This window comes from Myxococcaceae bacterium JPH2 (assembly GCA_016458225.1).
Classification (GTDB): Bacteria; Myxococcota; Myxococcia; order Myxococcales; family Myxococcaceae; genus Citreicoccus.
Window position 1 is genome coordinate 263,911 of sequence record JAEMGR010000010.1, and the last position, 20,682, is coordinate 284,592.

At 69.6% G+C, this 20,682-nt stretch carries 8 protein-coding genes and 1 tRNA gene; 2 read left to right on the plus strand and 7 right to left on the minus strand.

The window, feature by feature from the left end; genetic code table 11:
* The first annotated feature begins 72 nt into the window (after positions 1–72).
* Positions 73–705 carry a DUF4349 domain-containing protein gene (locus tag JGU66_18465; GenBank protein ID MBJ6762753.1) on the plus strand — a complete coding sequence of 211 codons (633 nt, stop codon included), beginning with the start codon at positions 73–75 and terminating at the stop codon, positions 703–705.
* 16 nt (positions 706–721) lie between these two features.
* Here the strand turns inward: JGU66_18465 and JGU66_18470 are convergent, their stop codons facing one another.
* On the minus strand, positions 722–1,333 hold the full coding sequence (locus tag JGU66_18470; protein MBJ6762754.1) for a DUF2716 domain-containing protein: 612 nt from the start codon (positions 1,331–1,333) through the stop codon (positions 722–724).
* Positions 1,334–1,620: 287 nt separating this feature from the next.
* Between JGU66_18470 and JGU66_18475 the strand changes: the two genes are divergently transcribed.
* Positions 1,621–1,694 (plus strand) — tRNA-Ile (locus JGU66_18475).
* Positions 1,695–1,771: 77 nt separating this feature from the next.
* On the opposite strand, the gene JGU66_18480 is transcribed toward JGU66_18475, so the two are convergent.
* The 6 genes from JGU66_18480 to JGU66_18505 all read right to left on the minus strand — a co-directional run bounded on the left by JGU66_18480 (position 1,772) and on the right by JGU66_18505 (position 20,681).
* A complete protein-coding gene (locus tag JGU66_18480) occupies positions 1,772–2,356 on the minus strand; it encodes a hypothetical protein (GenBank protein ID MBJ6762755.1) in 585 nt (194 codons plus the stop codon).
* A 35-nt stretch (positions 2,357–2,391) separates the two neighbouring features.
* Positions 2,392–8,700 carry a DUF4157 domain-containing protein gene (locus tag JGU66_18485; protein MBJ6762756.1) on the minus strand — a complete coding sequence of 2,103 codons (6,309 nt, stop codon included), beginning with the start codon at positions 8,698–8,700 and terminating at the stop codon, positions 2,392–2,394.
* Positions 8,701–8,809: 109 nt separating this feature from the next.
* The gene (locus JGU66_18490; GenBank protein ID MBJ6762757.1) at positions 8,810–13,330 is read right to left on the minus strand and encodes a hypothetical protein; all 4,521 of its coding nucleotides are present in this window, start codon (positions 13,328–13,330) and stop codon (positions 8,810–8,812) included.
* 9 nt (positions 13,331–13,339) lie between these two features.
* Entirely contained in the window at positions 13,340–15,556 is a 2,217-nt protein-coding gene (locus JGU66_18495; GenBank protein ID MBJ6762758.1) for a hypothetical protein, read from the minus strand.
* Positions 15,553–18,084 (minus strand): putative baseplate assembly protein, encoded by a 2,532-nt coding sequence (locus JGU66_18500; protein MBJ6762759.1) that lies wholly within the window; start codon positions 18,082–18,084, stop codon positions 15,553–15,555. Before JGU66_18500 ends, JGU66_18495 begins: the two co-directional genes overlap by 4 nt.
* Positions 18,081–20,681, minus strand: a complete 2,601-nt coding sequence (locus JGU66_18505; GenBank protein ID MBJ6762760.1) for a putative baseplate assembly protein — start codon at positions 20,679–20,681, stop codon at positions 18,081–18,083. The genes JGU66_18500 and JGU66_18505 overlap by 4 nt, the downstream gene beginning before the upstream one ends.
* Position 20,682: the final 1 nt, after the last annotated feature.

A 20,682-nucleotide genomic window follows, 5' to 3' on the forward strand; every position in this document is an offset into this window, starting at 1 on the left:
CGAGGAACCGCGCGCGGCGCCGGTGCGTCCACCCTGGAGTTCCCTGTTGGGGACCTTCTAAAAAGGACTTCCGTGCGCTTCGCTTCCCTCCTCCTGGTGTCCCTGTGCATCGCCTGCGCGAGCGCGCCTGTTCATGAACGGGCGCTCACGCCATCTCCGGACCTGTTGGGCGGTCCGGGCGCGGGGCGTGCGATCGCGCGCTGGTCGTCGCTGGAGGTCGAGCGCAAGGATCCGGCCGCGGGGCCGCCCCTCGCGGTGGCGCTGGCCAAGGCGCACGGCGGCTATGCCGAGCAGGTCTCCACCCAGGGCGCGCGGCTGAGGATCCCCGCGGAGCGGCTGGATGCCTTCCTGGGGGCGGTCTCGACGCTGGGCGAGGTGTCCCGGCGCACGGTGACGGCCGAGGACGTGACGGACGCGCGCAAGGACCTGCAGGTCCGGTTCGACAACCTCACGCGGGTGCGTGAGCGCTACTTGGAGCTGCTCCAGCGCGCGGCGTCCGTGGACGACGCGGTGAAGGTGGAGAAGGAGCTGGAGCGCGTCACCGCCGAGTACGAGTCCATGAAGGCGCAGCTGGAGGCCATGGACGGCCGCGTGGCGCTGGCCTCGGTGAACGTGGAGTTCAGCCGACCCGTGCAGCCGGGCCCGGTCGGGTGGCTGTTCTATGGGCTCGTGAAGGGCGTGAAGTGGCTGTTCGTCTGGGACTGATGGCCCAGGGAACGCCTCAGGTGTCTCCGTCGTGCCGGCGGGCGCGGCGGAAGAGCTCCGGGAGGTCTCGCTCCACGGCCTCCACCAAGGGGCGCCCGAGCAGCTCGTAGGTCTCGGATTCGAGCGGGCCTCGGCCCGGGGCCTCGCCGCCATCCAGGTTGCCCACGCGGTAGCGGGCCGCGAAGACGAACTGGAAGTCCGGCGAGGCGAACGCGTGCTCCGGGTCCCCCGCGGGATGGACCTCCATGGCCCAGCGGGGCTCGAGCGGGGGCGGATGGATTCCCCGCTCGGCGAGCGCGAAGTGCTCCCGCGAGTAGAGGCCGGTCATCTGCTCCACCGTGGCGCCGGCCTCGAAGGGGACATGGGGGAAGAAGCGATAGCAGGGGTGGTGCGGATCCAGCGCGTAGAGCCAACCTCCGGGGGGCACCAGCGCGCGGAAGACCGCGAGCATCTTCTCGGAGAGGTCCCGGTAGAGCGCCAGCCGCTCGTCGTGGTCGAGCCGGAGCACGGTCTCGTCCACGACGAACTGGACGCCGCCGTCGCGAGAGGAGGGCCACGAGCGGGCCAGCGCGAGGCGCTCTTCCTCTTCGACCAAGGCAATCCAGGCCAGGGGCTCGGAATCACTCATGCGGGGGACGCCTCCTGGGACGGGTATGGATCAGCGCGACGGAGGGGAGCAAGGGTGGCCCCCTGCCCCCGGGGCCAGGTGTCGCCGCCCACACCCTGAGGGCCCTCCAGTCCGGCCTGGAGTGCCGCCCATGAACACGTGAACCGTTCGGTGCCGGAGAGGCCACTGCCCCCGCCGGGCGCAACATCCGTGGCCCACGCCGGTGGATTTCGACGCGCGAGGGTGCCATCTCCGTTCCGAAGCACTTGCAGCCACGCGCTCGTCCCGCTATACGGGCGTCGCTTCACGGCCAGGTAGCTCACCTGGTTAGAGCGGCGGTCTCATAATCCGCAGGTAGTCAGTTCAAGTCTGACCCTGGCCACAGACCCCGAAGTCACTCTCTGAGTGATTTCGGGGTTTTCTTTTTGGCCCCCTGCCCCGCCCGCGGCGAGGCTCCGCTCAGATGCCACGCTTGCCGTGCTGACGGATGCCGTCAATCAGCGCGAGCTGGGACTCCCGCAGCTCCGGCACCGTCTCACGCGCCGACACCTCCTGGAGCACCTTGATGAACTGGAACCACGGGTAGCGGGAGATGCACCGCACCGCGAGTTCGCGGAACCGCGGATCCGGATCGCCGGCCGCGGACTTCAGCGCATTGAAGATGCCCGCGTAGAACCTCTCCCCAATCGCCGCCATCCCGCACAGGGCGAACGCACGCTCCCGGGGGTCCGCGGCGTCGCCCATCTTCATCAGCGTGAGGAGCCTGAAGGTGTGAAGCAGGGGCTCCAACTCGTTCAGGATCCCCCCCACCATCAGGTCGACATTGCTCTCCGCGCGAAGGATGGAGACGTCCAGGAAGTGGTCGCGGATGTAGCGCACCGCGCCCCGGTTTCCATCGACGAGCCAGATCTCTTCCAGAAACTGTCCTTCCGCGGCCGGGATGCGCTGGACCCACGTCCACCCTCGGCCGTCGAGAACCTGCTTCACCTGCTCGAACGTCGTGTCGGCAGGAAGGACTTCCTCCAGATAGGCCTCGAACTTCATGCTCGCTCCCGGACGCCGCGCTCCTCCGCGCGACCCTACGCAACCTGATAGTTGTGTTCCACCCAGGCGAGGATGAACCGCCGCAGGGACTCCGTGTCGTGCGCCACGGGCTCATTGCCCGCCGCGACTTGCGCCTGGAACCAGCGCTGGAGCAACGCAATCTGTCGTCGGTGATTCTCCGCGCGCGCGGCATCCGTGGTGACTCGGGCTTGCTCTCGGTTTCCCCCATGCGCGTTGACCAGGAAGGGAGAGAGTGTCCCGGGTCGGCTGAAGCCGGCCGAGGCGTTCTGCATCGTCGCCGGGTGGAGTCCACGTCCCGGCGTGCGACTGAAGGCCTCCTCCACGCTGATATCCCCTGACGCAAGCAGGCCCTCCGTCATGGCCGAGAAGACCAGGTTGCGCCGGTCGCGCTGGACCTCGACGTTGAACATGAGGTTCCGCAGCTGAGCCAGGGTGTTCACCTGTCCTTGGACGGATGCATCCAGCCGCCGTCCCATCCGCATGTCTCGCAGAACATTGGCGACCTCATCCGGCCGGATTCCCGCACCGGTCAGGTTCTCAACAATCTGGTCGTAGTCGAGCCCTCCTCCCGCCGAGCCGGTCGTCGCGTCGACGGACTCCATGAACCGACCCCCTCCCGCGCGCTGACGCGTCTGCGCGGTCGGCCCCCCGCTCTCTCCGTGGAAGACATCATGCGAGCGCTGTGGGCCGCGACGCCGGTTCATCTCGGTCGCGAGTCGCAGGTCATCCAGCGGACGCGTGGGCTGGAAGACGCCCGTCGATGCGCGGTTGGGACCGGGCTGGTACGCCTGCGCTTGCTGTGCGGACGTCTGCATTCGCGCGAGGTCCGCGTCATGAGCGGCCCGGTCCGCCTGGGTCCTGCGCCCGAGGTGCAGTCGGAAGAACTCATCGGCGACCTCGCGGAGGATCCGCAGGAGCGTGTCGATCGGATAGGTGTAGCCCTCGGCCAGCTCCGCCTCGGGATTGACCCGAGCGCGAATGTGGAGCGCGTGGCCCGACAGCCGCGCCTCCAACGCGGTCAGCCGATACCAGACGCGCCAGGCAGCGAGCTGCGCACGCATGCGCAGTCGGGACACGCCGCGACGGATCAGCGCCTCCACCCTCGGACGCAATGCCGTCACCGCCCGATCCAACCGCTGCTGGGGCGTCGGCTGCTGCGCCCTTCGGCGCTCGCGCCACTGTCGGATCCGCTCGCGTGCGCGCTGCACGCGTTGGCGAACGCCTCGCCACCCGCGACGCATCAAGCGCCCCAAGCGAGTCCGCATGAGCCGCTGCCGCACAGCCCTCGCGCCTCGCGCGACGGCACGCTGGACAGTCCTTGCTCCTCGCGCCACGACACGGCCGACCGCGCGCACACCGCGCATGACGGCCCGCCCCGCGGTCCGCACGCCTCTCACCACGGCGCGGGCTGCGCGCTGCAACATCCGGCCGATGCGCTGGGCCATCGCACGCAGCCGCTGGCCGATTCGCGCGGCGGGCCGCACCAGTCGGCGAAGGAGGAAGAAGGCCACGAACTGGATGACCACGATGGCCGCGGAGGCCAGGGCCTGCGCGAACTGCGGGCCCGCATTCCCATCCTTCACCGCGCGCAGGAACGCAAAGAACTGTTGGAACGCCTGGATGATGCGGCTGATCGTCCCCCAGGCCGCCTGCAGCCCCTGGATGATGGCGAGCACCGCTCCCGCGGCCGGGACGATCATCGACACCAGTCGCTCGATGAGCAGTTGAACCAGCATCATCGGGATGACCGAGCGCAGCCCCTCCCACGCCATCTGCGCGATCCGCTGGAACGAGATGCCTCCGTTGCGCAGCAGGTTCAGGAGGGTCGAGCCCAGGCCCAGCAGTCCCTCGACCGTGTCGTTGAACCACTGGCGGATGGCCTGCCGGAACGCATTCACCAGGTGGTTGCGAATACCGTCCACCACCGCCGCGCCGAGATTGCGCAGCCACTGCCCCGGATTGGCCGCGATGTCGCGAATGAGCTGCGCGAACATCCCGAGCGCTTGCGCGATGGCGCGCGCGGCGTTCAAGGCCCCCTGCACCGCTTGGTTCACCGCATCCACCGCGGCGAGCAGCCCCTGCTCCAACAGCCCCAGCAGCGAATCCAGGGCCGAGCCCAGGAGATCCAGTGCGCGCTGCACGCCCTCCTTCAACGCGTCGGCCAGCCGATTGACGGTGGCCTCGGCACGGGCCACGCCCTCTTCGATGAGTCGATGGAAGCGCTCACGCAGGCGAGGGAAGGCCGCGAGCAGCCGGTCGCCAATCTCCAGCAGTCGATCGCCCGCCCAGCGAATGACGCCCACGATGGCGCGGCGACCTCGCTCGATGGCCTCCATCGCGAGCTGTCGCGCGCGCTGAATGGCGGCACGCACGAGCCGCCGCGCGCGCTCGAAGCCTTCCTGAATGGCTCGCTTGACGCGGTCGAAGAAGGCTCGGACTCGCGAACCAATCCATCCGAAGATTCCATCCGACTCGTGCTCGGCCTCTCGACGCTCACGGGCAGCGTTCTGCTCCGCTTCCTCGCGCGCATCCGCGACTTCGGCGTTGCCCTGACGCACGTGGCCCGCGGCGACATCCTCCGCGTCGGTGCGCTCGCGCTCCAGATCTCTCGCACCCTGCGCTCCGACCTCGCTCGCGGCATCCCGTCCTTCCGCCACGGCTTCGCCCTGCTCGCGACGCCACTCCTCGCGCCGGGCCTGGACTTCGCCGCGCACACGCGAGCGCTCCGCGCTCTGGGCCCCCGTGTTCTCGTCGACGAGCTGGTCGATCGACTCCTGCGAACGAGCGCGCTCCGCTGAGGATTGTTCTCCGTGCTCGCGAACCCGTGCCCCCAGGTCCGCGCGGGCCTGCGTCACACTGGCGCGTATCTCTTCGCCGCGCTCCTGCTCCGCGATGACGGACAGCGCGACGTCGTCCCCGCCTCCGCTCGCGGTCGCTGGCCCACCCGCCGCGCTGCTCGCACTCGCGCCTGACCGTGGCCCACTCGCACCACCACCCGATGCGGGGCGCGCGCGCAGCGTCTCTTCCGGAACCTCGGGGAGGACCGAGTCCTCGCCCATGGGCTGGACCACGTCATGTTGCCCCTGAGCCAGGGCTTCTTGCGTCCCGACTTCGAGCCGAGCGCGCTGCTCGCGCATGAGGGACGGATCCGCGTTGCCCTCCAAGTTGAGCGTCGGTGCCGACCCGACGGAGACCTCCAGCGCCGCGTCCCGAGTGGGCAGGTCGCGCACGGCGCTCGCCACCTGCTGGACCTCTGCCGCGGAGACCTCGGCAGTGCCCGTGATGCGAGGCGCCGCGACCGCGGCTGTCGGCAAGACTGGCGCTTGGGGGAGCGGCGTGGGCTGGGCCACCGGGACGGACCGGCCCTCCGGTGCGCGCTCGACGCGGCGCTGGAACGCAGCTGTCGCTGGAGCGGGCCTCTCTCGGCGCTCTCCTGCCGTTGGAGCACCCGAGGGCCGAGCCAGGGAAGGCGGACTCGCGGCGAGGTCGTCTCGCTGCGATTGCACACGTCGAGAGGCCGAGGCACGGACGCCGCCCAGGGCCGCTGCGAGTTGAACCGCGGGCAGATGCCCGACCGCGCCCATCGCCGAGATCGGATCCGCTTGGGACACATCGGGAACATCTGGAGCGGGCGGCTCTTGGACCGCGCTGCCACCTCCACCGCCGCCTCCACCCGAGGCGGCAACCTGCTCACCGCCGCCCAGGTCTTCGGCCCCGGACATCTCCGCCAGCTCACCTGCATCCCGCTGCGGGGACGACGTGGTCGCCCCACTCGCCCCCACGGCGACCGAGTCCGACGGGGATGGGGCGGGCGCGCTCGATTCGTCGGGCTCGGAGACAGACGCTGGAGCCGGTGCCTCCGCCTCGGGCACGGTGTTGTTGCTCGACTCCGGAAGGGCTTCGAGTTCCTCGGGAGCTGCACCGAGAGACGTCGCGACCTCGCGAGCACTTGCATCGCCAGTGCTGTCCGCAGGCGCGGGCGACGGTGCCTCGGAAGTGGCGGGCTCCGTGGCCGTGTCGTCGGCAGGTTCGCCAACGGACTCGGCTGGCGGCCCCAAGGGTCCGGACGTGGCGAGTTCCTGGAGCGAAGGCCCAGGTTGCACTTCTGGTGGAGAGCCGGATGGGAGGGCATCCGGCACAGGTTCAGGTAGCACCTGCGCAACCGCGCCCTCCTCTTCAGCAGCAGCGACGGCTTCAGGCTCAACGGGCTCTGCATCCGCGTCAGCGGTGACTGGATCGGCTGCCTCAGCGCGGGCCTCATTCGTTGAAGCCTCGGGAGCAGCGCCTTCTTGGGCGGACTCGTCGCGGCTTGCATCCGGAGTCGCTTCGGCGCTCGTGCCTGATTCTTCGGCTTGAGCACCGGCATCTGTCGCCGATGCAGTGGCATCACCCTCCGGTCCTCCTGCGCTCGCAGAGGCACCGTCGCTTGCGACATCGCTCGCGGGACCTCCCGCGCCGCTCTTCGAGGCCCCCATCTCCGCCGAACCACCGACAGCCGACGAGGCGCCTGCGCCTGAAGTCGTGGCATCTGCCCCCATTGCCGGGCCCGCCACGCCTCCCGCCCCCGAGGAGCCCGCGGACTCCACCGACGCGGGTTCAGCAGCGCCTGCTGCCGCCGGACTGCCTGCCTGCGCCGTGGGCGCGGATGAGGTGGGTGCAACACCCGACGCGTCGACCCGAGCCGGAGCCTCGCTCTGAGCGGGCATCGCCCCCGACATCGAGCCCGCACCCGAACTGTCGCGGCTGACAAGCGATGCCCCAGCCAAGGCTTCCGATGGCGATCCTGCACTGCCAGCGCCCGCGCGCTCATCGGCGGAGGATGAAGCCACGGCCCCTTCGATCGCGGGGCCGCGTATCGAAGCTTCACTTCTCGCACTCGCCCGCTCCCCACGGCTCGAAGCGGTCGTCGCCAGAGCCGAACGCTCACGCGCCGCACGTGCGCCATTCAGCGCGGATGCAGACACGGTCGAAGCAGAAGAGGCGCCACCCCTCGAAGCCTCAGGGGTCGCGCCTGCTCCACTCGCGGAAGACGGCGACGCTGTCGGAACAGGTGTACCCCCCGACACCGCAGCACCTGGAGACGTCGCGAGGGGCGAGGTGGGCGCGAAGCCGAGAACGGATGCGATGCCAGTCGCAAACGAAGACAGTGGCGAGGCCTGCGTCGAACCGGTCGCTGCGTCTCGCGCGCCCGATGGCGTGGCGGCGCCGCCTTGCGGTTCGCTACGGGCCGTCGGCAGCCTGCTTCGGTTCCGCGACGAGGTCTCGGTCTGAGTTCCTCCGCGCGAATCGGCCTCGGATCCAGCGCGTGTTGTTTGGGTTCCCGACTCCTGTGCTGGCAGCCCGGAGTCTGTGCGCGTGGACTCGCCGCCCTCGGCAGTGATGCTCGCACCCGTTGAATCCGTGGCGCCAGGATCCACACCTCGTGCTCGTGCCCAGGCGACCTCGGCGGGTGGTTGCTGGGCTTGAAGCGCCTCGGTCACCGCGGGAGGTGGAGACGCCGTGCTCTCAGCCCCAGGTGAGGGCCACGCTTCTCGCGCTGCCTCTTCCGTCGTGCGCGGCTCGCTCGGCTCGTTGCCCCGGGCAAGCCCCTCCGCCTGGGCCGACCTGTACTCCTCACTCGCAGTCGCCTCGCTGGAGGCTGGCTCCATCGGCAAGAGGGCTTCAAGTCGAGATAGCGCGACATGGACTCGAAGCTTCGCGACGACCGCGTCCCGCACCGTCGCGGGGAGCGGCTCGAGTTGCCTTCGCACCCGCTCGGAGCTGTCCGATGGATCCACCTGCAAGCTGAGCAGGATGGTGCGAACCAGCGTGTCGATGACTCGCGTGGAGTCGAGCATCACCTGCTCGGACTCCCCTACCGCCGTAGGCGCGACACGCCGAGCAATCACGCCACGGGCGCCTATCGCCCCCACGGTCAGCGCGGACGGATCCACCGTCGCGCCGTTCGCGACCCGGGCCGAGACAGCTTCGGCCTCGCGCTCCAGGGTCGCTCCTGGATGGCTCACCTCACGCGCGTCGTCCAGACGTCGTGGAGCCCCGCGCTGCTGGACCGTGTGGGCCAGCTCGTGCGCGAGCAGCCTTTGTCCAGACAACGTCTGTGGCTGGTATTGCCCCTCCGCGAAGACGATGTCCTGCCCATGCGTGAAGGCCAGCGAGTGAAGCGCCTTGGCTGCCTCGGCGGCCTTCCCGTCCGTGTGGACTCGGACCTGTCCGAAGTCGTGACCGAAGCGCGCCTCCATGAGCGCTCGCGTGCCCGGCTCCAAGGCATGGCCCGCGGACTCCAGCGCGGGCCTCGCCTGTTGGGCGAGCGCTGCCGTGGACACCTTGGGGCGTGACGATGCTCGGGCCCTCGGAGTGGGGGCCGCGGGCTTCGCCGTTGCCTTCGTCCTCGCCCGAGCCGCCACGCCAGCGCCTCCTTCCCCCGTGAACCCGCTACGCCAGGACGCCTCGCAGTCCCTTCCGCTGCTCGGCGGGGACCTCGACGGTGCGCGCGGGCGCCACGTCACCTCGCGCGTCCCGTGGGTAGATGGTCACCACGCCGGTCCGAGCGTTGGCCACCCAGAGCTCCTCGCCTCGCGCATCGAGTGACACGCTCACCGGTTGCCCCAACGCGGTCCGCTTGCCGTGCAGGACTCGCAGCGGCGCCACGGCCTCGCCTTCCGCCAGGAGCGCATCGAGCGAGTAGACCGCGATGGCATCCGCGCCCGCGTCCGCGACGAAGAGTTCCCGCCGCTGCGAATCCACCGTCAATCCCACGGCCTTGGTCAGCTCAAGCTGCTCACCTGTCCACCGTTGCCGCGGCGCCACGTCCCCGCTCGCGTCCACGTCAAACACAGACACGGAGGTCGTCTTGGCGGAGCGCGCGCCCGTCGTGTTCCCCAGCGGGTTCTTCCCCGCCCCCGCGACAATCAGCGTCCCCCGGGCCGTATCCAGGGCGAGGCCCACGGGCCCGGACAAGCCGGTCTTGCGGCCCGACAGGGTGCGACTCGGAATCAATCCTCCCTTCGCGTCTCGTGCGAAGACCGCGATGGAGTCGTCGCCACTGTTCGCAACGAACACCTCATCGCGCTCCGGACTCAGCGCCAGGCCGGTCGGCGTATCCAGCCCCGTATCAATCCGCTCCACGGGCTTCGCGCCCGCGTCCGCCTTCAGGTCGAAGCGAACGAGCGCCTGGGCGGCGGTGTCCGCGACGAGCAACTCGGCTCGGCGTGAATCACGCACCATGCCCCAGGACTGTTCGAGCCCCGTGAACACACGAGGCTTCGCGACCGCCTCAGGCACTCCACCGAGTGCGGACCGAGTGCCGGGCGACGCGGTGAGAGCCGTGAGGGGTCCGCCCGCGACAGGCAGATGCGAGGTCACCCCGCCCGTGCCGCTCGTGATGGGAACGAGGCCGATGATGACCGGGAACAGGTAGAAGAACAGCTCGAAGTCACCGCCGCGCCGACCGTCCCCCGAGTTCGGCAGCGCGATGGCCCACGGCTCCGCGTTGGAGCGAGACAAGACTTCTCCGTCCAGGACGCGGCTGCCGTCGCGAGAGCGGATGAAGCCGCCCTTCACGGTGAGGCGCATGCGGACGCCGTTGTACCAGGCCTGGCCCGTCAGCACCGCGAGCCAATCCGCCGTCACCCGAGGCGGAGCCCACGTGATGGTGTTGCCCTGGGTCCTCACGTTCCCGATGAGCGTGAAGGGCTGGTAGCCGATGACAGCGGGCATGCTTCCCAGCCCGTAGTTGGTCCAGAGGCCCCGGAAGTAGCTCGTGTCTTGCGAGGTGATGGGGAACGGCACTTCCACCTGCATCGTGACGACAAACGGGGGCAGTGACTCGAACTCTTGCAGCAAGTCATTGCAGGTGAGGCGGATGCCGGGGAGGAGGCCATCCAACCAGTAGGTGTAGCCGCCGTTGTTGGCCAGCGTCCCCATCTGCGGATTGCCCCAGCTGAGGTCCACGACTCGCAGCGCGGGCTCACCGGGTACCTCGGCGAAGCCCGCCGTGAAGTGCAGCGGAGGCACGGCCGTGGTCCCGCCCGTGGTCTCCAACAGCACGGCCTCCACGCGCTGCGTGGCCGTCTGTCCATCCAGCTTCCAGCTCACGTGGGCGATGCCCTGCCCATCCGTGGGGACATCCACCACCACGCCACTGACGCGCGGATCATCCACGCGGCGAAGAATCGCGTCTCCGCCAATGCCGTCGACGATGCGGAAGCGCACCATCGCGCCCACCAGGGGCGTCTCCCCCGTCACCACCGAGACTTCCAGCGGCGACGGGAGGAACTGTCCGCGCGCCCCTTGCTGCCCATCCCCGCCCACGTACCCGAGCGAGCGCGCGCGGCAGAGCGTGTCCAGCGCCTCCTGCACGGTGGCGACATTGCGCAACGTGGTGCAGCCGCTGGGCTCGTAGGCCACCGCCACGGCGCGATTCAGATGCGCGGAGAAGCGCACCGGCAAGTGGACCCCCTCCCCATCCACCTCCAGTCGCGCGACGGCCTCCTGCGTGGTTCGCGCATCGGGGCCGCCGTCCGGGCGCCAGTAGACCTGGGCGATCCCCAAACGCGGATCGACGGTCCCGGTCGTGGCCACCACGTCCTGGCTCCAACCCGACTCCCGGTTGAGCGACAGCTCGCCATTCTGGGTCGTGAAGCGCACCGTGGCATCGCCCACCGGCTGTTGGTGCCGCGCCACCCCCACGCGCAAGGGCAGCAACAGCATCTGACCGGGCATGGCCTCCTGCGCGTCGCCGCCCACGTACGACAGCTCCAGTTGGTTGCAGAGCGTGTCGAGCGCCTCCTGCACCGTCACCGCATCCGTCAGGTTCGAGCAGCCCGCGGTGTACCCCACGCGCGACGCCACGCTCAGCCGAGCGGTGAACACCAAGGGCAGGTGCACAGGCGTCCCCGCCAGCTCCAAGCGGGCGTGGACCTGCTGCGTGATGAGTGCCTCGGGGCCGCCGTCGGGCCGCCAGTACACCTGCGCGATGCCCAGCAGGTCACCATCGCTTCCCGTGGTGGCCACGACCTCCTGCCCCGCATACGTGACGCCATCGAGTGACAACTGGCCCGAGGTCGTCGTGAAGCGCACGGTCTGCCCGGGCTCGGGGCGCTGATGGCGCGCGACGCCCACGCGCAGCGGCTGATCCAACGCGGCGCCCGGGAGGACCTCCTGTCCGTCTCCGCCCTCGTACGACAGCTCCAACTGGTTGCAGAGCGTGTCGATGGCCTCCTGAACCGTCGTCGCTTCGCTCAGGTTGGGACAGCCGTGGTGATAGGCCACCTCGCTCGCGACACTCAGGCTGGCGCCGTAGTGGATGGGGCCGTGGGTCTCGCTGCCGTCCTGATCCAACAGCCGCGCCTCCACGCGCTGGCTGTAGTGGATGGCGTCCGTGGTCCAATCCGTGTCGTCGGGCCGCCAGTACACCTCCGCGATGCCATTCGCGTCGGTCGTGACCACCATCGTCGCCTGGGCGGTGCCCGCACCGGGTGATGTGTCGATGACCCCGTTGGCATCTCCCACGAGCACCGAGAAGCGCACCCTCGCGCCCTCGATGGGGACTTCACCGTTGAACACCCCTGCGCGCAGCGGACGCGCGAGCCAACGCCCCGGCATCGCCTCTTGCCCATCTCCACCCGCGTAGGCCAACGACTTGAGCTGCGTGAGCGGCGGAAAGAGGCGACGGCAGTCGTGCATCAGGGACCAGCCACCATCTCCGGCCTGGCGCTCGAACATGGCGAGCGCGCAGTAGTGGTGCACGATTCCCTGCCGGTGCTCGAAGGCAGGTGCCCGCGAGTCGTCGAGTGGCCACTCCACGTCACCGGTGACGGTGCGCGCGGGGATGAGCCAGTAGTCGCCCGTGCGGTAGGTGCCCGGCCGGAACGCGACCTGGATGCCGCTCTCCAGCGCAATCCAGTCCTGGGCCAGGGGTGGCGTGCCCGGCATCGCGCCCGTCGTCACGGGAACCACGCCATGCGCCGCCACCGTGTCCCAGGCTCGAACCGTCAACGTGCCCGTGGTCGGCGCTCCCGCGGGCCACTCCGTCACGACCAACTGCGAGCCCGTGACGCTCTCGATCTGCAACAGCACCCCGGGCTCGCCGCGCAGCACGCGCCCTTCGTCCGTGAGTTCGATCCACTGGTTGGGCATGAACCGGCGGTAGGCGTCCTTGCCCGGCGCATCGACGATGACGTGGCGAAGGTTGGGGTTGATGGACTTCACCCCACTGACCAGCACGCCGTTGTCGCGCGACCACTTGAAGGTCGCCGTGCCATTGGCCGAACCCGCGTCGTGCACCTCCACGCGATAGAGCTGGTTCTCCAGCCGGCGATATCCCGCGGCGGCGGGGACCACGCACGGATCCGCGCTGCCCTCCTCCGGCTGAGCACGCGCGGCCATCCGCCCCGTGCTGCGCAGCGACGACGGAGTCCATTCGTCGGTGCCGAAGACCTCGCAAGGCCGCAGCGCGTCCTCTCCTGAGACGCGCAGCCACTTCACCTGCCAGACGGTGCGCGTGCGCGTGGCCGTGTCCGGGCCACCGAGCGCCACCTCGCGGATGGCCGGGGCCTCCAGCGCCGTCAGGTGTCGTTGCCACACGTCCAGATAGAAGAGATACGCGCCGGGCTCATCGGGCAGCGTGACGTCCGGCAGGTCCTCCTGGGCAACGACCGAGGCATCGGACTCGTTCTCGCAGAGGATGCCCTCCACGTAGTAACGCCCGCCGCGCACCCACGGCAGGCTGTCCTGGACGAAGAGGGCGAAGCCGGTCTCGGAGATGGGCGTGCCCTCCTCCAGAGGTCCGCCGGCGCGACCGATGACGTCCGTCTTCGTCGTCTCGTCGAGATGCGCTTGGATGTCGAGCTGCTCGTTCCAGTCTGCGTCGAGCTGCACCCGGCCCTGCTGCATGCGCACGCTGGAGTAGTGCTTCGCGGGCCGGAAGGTGTTCCGGCTGAAATCGCCCTTCATGGCGTCTCCTCAGGTCACGAAGAAGATCCCCGCCTCGAGTCCGAAGCGCAGGTAGTCGGTCAAGCTCGCGCGCAAGTTGGCCTCGCGCTGGGGTTGTTGCAGGTGGTGGAACACGCCCATCTCGCCTTCGTCGCTGGCGCCCCGACGGATGCCGTCGTCGGCGTCCACGAGGAGCTGGCAGTAGCCGGGGTCGCCGTACCGCAGCGAGGTGAAGACGGGCCACACGCGCCGCTCCTCCTCGGCCTTCACGTCGGTCGCAGCGTTCTCTGCGTACTCGGGCTGACAGCGAAAGCTCGTGGGCACGTGCGAGCCCGCGGGCACATGGCTGAAGCGCATGCAGCCCTTCTGGCGCTGCACCACGTTCACCAGTCCGGTGAAGAGGCTGTCGCTCGCGAGTTCCAGGACTGTGGCCTCCACGCTGCCCAGCACGGTGCTGGCCACCACGATGAGCGAGCCCGTCGCGCCCGAGTCGGTGGAGACCGGTGGCGGCGGAGGCCACCCACTCAGGTCATCCGGATGGGCCACGGGCAGACCGACCAGGGCCGGTCCCGCCAGGCCATCCACGATGGAGTCCTCCACGCGCAATCGCGTGGCGCGGCCCGCGACGATGCGTCCGGTGATGCAACGGGTCAGCGTCACCGCGCATGAGCCAACGCTCGCCCCGCGGACCTCGAGGCTGGGAGCATTCGGTCTCCGCGGGGAGCCATCCGGGCGCAGCACGTGGCCCGGCACCAGCGTGCAGTGCCGAAGCGTGAGCGCCGCATCATCGCCAGCGATGACCTGCAGCCGCTCGCCCTTCACGAGGAAGCCGTTGAGCACCAGGGACGCCCCTGCATCCAGCCGCAGCACGCAGGGGTCATCGGGGAGGTCGAGCACGGGCCGCTGGAGGTTCGCGCCTCGCAGCTCCAGCTTCACGCCCGCGGGCACGTGGAGCTGAGCGAAGTCCTCGACTCCGCTGTCTTGCAGCTCGATGAGGGCATCGCGCGCCTCGCCGCGCCCCGCGTCCAGATCATCCCGCCACGCGGCGAGCGCATCGCCCAACGTGAACAAGGGCCCGTCATAGGAGGCGCGGTAGACCGCGCGCAGCTCGGGCTCGGGCAGGGTGTCCCGTCGGTCATAGAAGCCGCCCCCCACCTCGCTGCTGAAGCCATACGCGTACGACACATGCAGGCGCTCCGGAGCCTTGCCCTTCGCGAACGCGATGCGCCCCGTGACCGGATCCACCCCGGCGAGGATGGGGAGGTGCACGTCGTGACCGTCCGCATCCGGGTACGTGAGGTGACTCGGCGGGCGGTGCCACGTGGACAGGTCACACAGCAGCAGCTTCTCGGGCTCCACGGGCGTAGGGTTCGCGGGGTCGTTCGCCCAGAACAGCGTGAAGACGGGCGCCGCGCCGAAGTACAGCTCGTCGGGGGCCTCACCCCGAGCCAGCGCCGCGCGACGGGCCTCCAGCTCGGCATACAGCGGCCTGCGCCGTAGCCTGCCAGGCACGTTGCTCTCCGCCGCCAGGGACGTGATGGCCGTCTCGGATTGCGGCGGATTGAACAGGGGCGTGTCGCAGCCCAGCACGTTGAAGCGAAAGAAGCCGGGCCCATCCACATGGGGCTCCGAGTGCACGCGCACGAGCGCGGCCGGTGCACCCACCACGGGATATGCCTCCAGGCGCCAGAGGAAGACCCCCACGTTCGCCAGGTTGTGCTTGCCGCGCCGCGGGGAGATGCGCCGCACGTCCGCGGTGCGCAGCGCCTGCTCGAAGGGCGTGCTCACCCACTCCAGCGCGTTGGCGTCCCGCAGGTCTGGCGTGCGCAGCGCGTGGGGCCGCACGTGGTTGACGAACTGCGTGGTGCCGACGTGCTGGAAGAACTCCACCACGTGCGACGGCCACCCCGTCACGTCCCGGGCAAGCTGCTCCAACATGGCCGCAGTGCCCTTGCGACGCCGGTACGCGAGGGTGTTCGCCACATACGCACGCTGACTGATGAGCGTGGGGTCCACCGGGATGAGGTCGCGAACGCCGAGCAGGTCGCCGATGTACGGCACCACCCACTCGCGACACGTCTCGATGAACCAGTCGTCGTGGAGTTGGCCGATGTCCTCTTCGATGGCCAACAGCTCGCGTTCGATGATGCCGAGCAGCGCGCGAAGGGGCTCACCCTGGAGCGCATCCCGGCTCCGGTAGACCGCGGGCAACAGGCGATAGAGCCGATCCTGAGACACCTGACTCACGGCTTCACCTCCAGACTGCCAGACACGTCGTCGAGCAGCAGGAGCTGGGCCGGCTTCATCTGCGCGCCTTCCCACCGCGCCACGCGAGCCTTCAGCAGGGAGCTCAAGGCCGGCGTGTCACCGAGGTAGAGCGCATCCAGGTCGACCATGACGACGCCCTCCACTTCCTGGAGCACCCGGGTCACCTCCGCGGCACTGACGGCCTGACCAAAGCGTCGTGTCTCGAAGGAGAACGCCAAGGACAGCGCCGCCTCCGCGCGGGCCACCACGTCCTCGGGCACATAGCGAGGCGCGTCCACGCGCAGCGTTGCCTTCAGTCGGAACGCGAGGCGCTCGAACGACGCCACGACGAACTCCCGCACGGGGTCGTGCACCTGGGTCAGCGCGGCGACGAGGCTCGTGTACAGCGCGGTACTGGTACCGATGGCCTCGCCCTGACTCGACGCGACGGTGAGGTGCACGAGGATGCGCTCGCCATTCGTGAGGTCCATGGCCTGGGCCTTGCCGATGCCGGCGAACGTGGAGGCGAAGTCCTCGTAGTCCTGGAGGGACACCACGCGCTCCAGGGTGAGCACGGAGGAAGGCGCGTGAGCACGAGCGTCGTCGCGGGACTCAGGGGCCGCCGCGCCCGTGGCGGGCTGCGGATTCGTCACGGTCCGGATGCCGAGTGGCCGCACACGCAGGAGTGCGAGCTGCCCTGAATCCACCTCTGCCTCCGGGCCGATACCGGAGCGGTACGTCGCCACGACATTCTCTGGGCCGGGCGGCAGGCGCGCTCCGGACACGCCATCTCCGAAGGTGAGGACGACCGAGCCGTCGTCCTCGTGGCGCACCATGTACACCTGGCTGCGCGGGCCCTGGCCAAACAACGTGGGCACCTGCTCCCAGCGCACTCCGTTGACGCGCACCTCCAGCGTGCTCGCGCCTCCCGTGGCGGTGGACGCCGCCACGTAGGTCAGCGGTGGCTTCTTCAGTGCGAAGCGCTGGTTCTTTCGCGAACCATCTCCGCTGCCGAGCACCTCGATGACCGTCTCGCCATGCGTGGCCGCCGCCACGTTGCCGTAGAAGCGCACCGCCTCACGCACATACGAGTGGACCAGGGGGCGCTGAAGCTCCAAGAGCGTCGCACCACCCTGCGCGGTCGCCCGCGCGAGGACGACACGCTCTCGGACGAGCGAGCCCGTCGGGTCCTCGGTCAAGGGGCCTTCCACGATCAGGACGTGCCCCGGCAGCAACCCCGGCACCAGGCGATCCAACAGCACGGTGAGTCCCTCGACCGGAGTGTCGAGCGGCGCCTCCGCGATGGGCAGCTCCTCGCTCTGCGCGAGCACCGAGGTGCCTCGCAGCGGGAACCAGCTCAGGTGCTCCTTCGCATCCACCTGAAGCCGCGTCACTCGACCCGTGAGACCGAAGTCGACGCGGGCATACGGCTTCGCCACCTGGATGCGATACAGCTCCGTGTAGCTCGACTTCTGCAGGACGACCCAGCTCCCAGGAATCAGCGAGGGGTACTCGCGATCCAGATCGAACTCGCGGTCGTCGGTCGTCCGAATCTTGAAGTCGGGCCACTCGGTCGGGAGCGGCTTGCCCTCTTCCTGGTAGAGCTTCCGGATCTCCAGCGGCAACATCATGAAGTCGATGGCGTTGTAGCCAAAGAGGCTGGCGCGCGAGCGCAGCACGAAGACACGCGGCGTGGATGAGGGCGCCATCTTCGGCACCTCGCTGCCCAGCGTGGTCGCCCAATCCACCACGGTGTGACTGCGCCCGGGTTCCTCCGAGTTTGGCGCCAACGTGATGCGCTGGACGACACGCAAGTCCCAGCGCTCGCTTCCGGGGAACTTCTCGCGCTCGGGGCCCACGAGCAGCAGCAGGTCTCCGACTTGGAGCCCCGTCTGGAGTCCCTGGAGATACAGCCGCTGCGTCTGTGAATTGAACACCTGGGGCGTCGTGCGCGCCGGGCGCAGCTCGTTCCAGACGGCCCGCGCGTCCAGCGCCTCGATGGTCTCGAAGGTCTGAGGGCGCTCATCCTGGCCGGGGATGCTGAGCACCTGGACGCCGATCGGCACCTGGACGCTCGGAGGTGAGCCGGGCGCGGTCTCCACCGTGAACACCAGCGCGGTGCTCGCGGCGACGCCGGGCCTCAGCTCGTAGCCAATCTCGCGCGCCAGCTCGAGCACCGAGCGTCGCTCGGTCGCGGTGCGCAGGAACCCCTCGTTGGCGATGCGCTCTTGATAGAAGGTCAGCACGTCCGCCGAGGTGGCCCACGCATCCAGCAACGCGATGGCCGGATCCTCCGGGCTGCGCGTGGTCAGCGACGCGAGCGGACGCGGGCCGACCTGTCCCTCTTCCGTCGTGACGAACTCGCGCGACAGCCGAGCCGCCATCCGCTGAAGGAAGCTGGCGTGTGTCCCCAGGCGATACGCGAGCGCCGGCTGTCCCGGTCGATTGAACAGCGGCGCGGGCTCCTGGTCGCCCGTGTCCGCGCACGCGTCGCAGTCCGTTCCGCCTTGCGTCCCGGGTGTGCTCACAGGCCCCCCTGCATCTGGAAGTCGATCTTCCCGTTCTCGGGTTGGCTCGGGTCGTTGTCGAGGCGGGCGATCTCCAAGCGCTCCATGGAGATGAAGCCGACCTTCCACTCGTCACGAGACACCTGTCCCCAGCGACGAAAGCGATTGGGAAGGCCCTCCCCTTCCTCGGTGTCCACCCACGCGACGCCCGGCACCGCCATGGCAGTGGCGACGATGCGGCTCAGGTAGACGGGCTGGCCGAAGCTGAAGTTGTCGGGATGGAAGAAGCCTCGCCGCGAGGCCGGCAGGTCTCGGTTGCTGAAGGCTTCGAGCAGGGCCGCCTTCACGTTGCTGGCGAGGAACCCGGGCTGCACGCACACCGTCATCACGATGTCGAGCGGCACGAAGATGGGCCCCTCGATGTGTAAGTCGTAGCCCGCCAGTCGGAAGCGCTCCAAGAAGGCGGCGAGCGTCTCGGAGAACGCCGCGTCCACGGGCCGACCGCCCTTGCGGTCCACGGTGACGAACATGGTGTGCCAGCTCCCCGTCCAGCGCAGGCTCCCCACCGCGCGCTGCACCTCGGGATGGCGCTGCGTCACCTCGGCGTAGTCCACCTCCGTCACCGCACGCTGCTGCACGCGGAAGGCCTGGGGCGCGTTGATGCGCACCTGCGCGAGGGACTCCGGCTCCACGCCGCCCGTGGCGGGCAACGGGTTGCGCACGCGCATGACGGCGTCTCGCCAGTCTCCACCCGTCGGGTGATAGAGGCGGGAGATGGACTCGGCGCCCACGTTGCCCGCGGTGCCGTTGCCGATGCGGTACGTGGCCAGCAAGGTGTCCGAGGCCGAGGGCCGCTCGCCCAGGACGTTGTCGCCGAAGCGCAGTTGCGCGCGGCCGTCCTCCTCCACCTCCGCCACCACCTCCCGGCTGAAGCGCCCGCTGTTGAGCAACGTGCGCTGCGGCGACCACACGCGCTGGCCTTCACGCTCCTGGAGCCACAGGGCGGGCAGCACCCGCGCGAAGGCCTCGGTCTGCGCCTCGCCCTCCAGGTTCGCGCCCATGGCCGCAGCGGCGGACGCCTTCGGATCCACCGCGCGCCGTCCCCCCTCGGCCCGCCGCGCTTGGGTCAGCGGTCCTCGCGACAGCCGAGGCCGATAGCGGCCCTCCTCGGGCACCGCGGCGAGCGGCTCTGCGCGCAAGGTCCGCCCATGGTCCACCAGCACCACGTTGCCGCGCGCCACGCTCACCGGCAGCTTCTCCGCGGGCGGAGGGGTCTCGCCGCCGCCCGTGAAGTCCTTCCGCTTCGGCAGGGCGGCAGGAGCCTCCACGTCCCACAGGCACAGCTCGAAGGGCAGCGCGTCCTCCGCGCCCCATTCGATGTCCACCACGTGCTTGCCGAGCAATGGATCTTCGGTGAAGGCCACGCGCGTCAGCCGCACCGCGTGACGCCGCGTGGGGTCGGCGTCCTCCGGATGACCCGTGACGGCGCCACGCACCTCCTCCATCAAGAGCACCTGTCCGACCGCCAGCTTCTTCAGCGCGTCGTCCTCGTTGAGCAGCGACGCGGAGGTCGCCCCCTCGGGCAGACAGCACTTGTCCTCGCCCCAGGTGTAGAAGCACATCTCGCCGTGCTTCCAGACGAGTCGCAGGTCGTGCAGGGACTCGAAACACTCGGCGCCTTCGCTCACCGCCACGTCGAGTTCGGACGCGTTGAGCACACGAGGTCCAGGCGCCGTGGTGGTGAGGAACAGGGTCCCCGGAGTCAGCTCCGTGGGGCCCTCCAGCACGAAGCCGTCCGCGCCCTCCGACACCTCCACCGCCACCCAAGCCCGAGCGTTGCAGCCGTCGTGCATCGGGTAGTCGAGCAACCGCGCATGCCGCCGGACCGAGGTGCGCTTGCGTGCGGTACCGAGGTACGCCTCGGTGGCCGCCGCGTCCTGGTAGTAGCTGAGGTGATCGGCCGCGTAGGCCATCACCTCCACGAGGGCCACGCCCAGGTCCGCCGCGTTGCGCTCCTTCCACTGCGGCGACACCTGCGACAGGCGGTCCAGCATCAGCCGCCGGAAGCTGGCGAAGTCGCGCGTGAGGTAATCAATCTGGGGGTCCGCGCCCACGACGGGAGCGCCCATGGACGGCGGCGCGCAGTCGAACTCGCTGGGGCACTCGACCTTGAAGGAGAAATCCACGCGGGACAGCAGCACGTCGAAGCCCGCGGGAGGCACGGTGTCATCCACCGAGCGCCGCAGCACGAAGGCGTAGGTGGAGAAGTCGCCCACGGAGTCCGTGCGCACCACCAGCCATTCCTTCGCATCGGAGCGAGTCGATGCCGTGCTCCAGGCGCCGTCATCGACCTCCGCCGGAATGCGGTCCAGGCGATACACCCACTCCACGTCGACGTCGCGCAGGCGCACCCCGCCTTCGATGGCGACGTTCTCGGGCGTGAGGGTGTCCGGCAGTGGCTTGAAGAAGTGCACCCAGAGGGTCTTCTGCCGAGGCACGCCCAGCACCACCGCCTCGGCGTCCAGCACCTCCAGGTAATCAATGCCGTTGAACCCGGAGTTCGGTGCCGCGACGAGCTGACGCCGCCGCTCGCTCTTGCAGACGTAGCGCTCACCCATG

What these genes read in the sequence shown, in the direction of transcription:
- JGU66_18480 (MBJ6762755.1), bottom strand. Translation starts at nt 2,356, where the DNA reads ATGAAGTTCGAGGCCTATCTGGAGGAAGTCCTTCCTGCCGACACGACG.
- JGU66_18505 (MBJ6762760.1), bottom strand. Translation starts at nt 20,681, where the DNA reads ATGGGTGAGCGCTACGTCTGCAAGAGCGAGCGGCGGCGTCAGCTCGTC.
- JGU66_18470 (MBJ6762754.1), bottom strand. Translation starts at nt 1,333, where the DNA reads ATGAGTGATTCCGAGCCCCTGGCCTGGATTGCCTTGGTCGAAGAGGAA.
- JGU66_18490 (MBJ6762757.1), bottom strand. Translation starts at nt 13,330, where the DNA reads ATGAAGGGCGATTTCAGCCGGAACACCTTCCGGCCCGCGAAGCACTAC.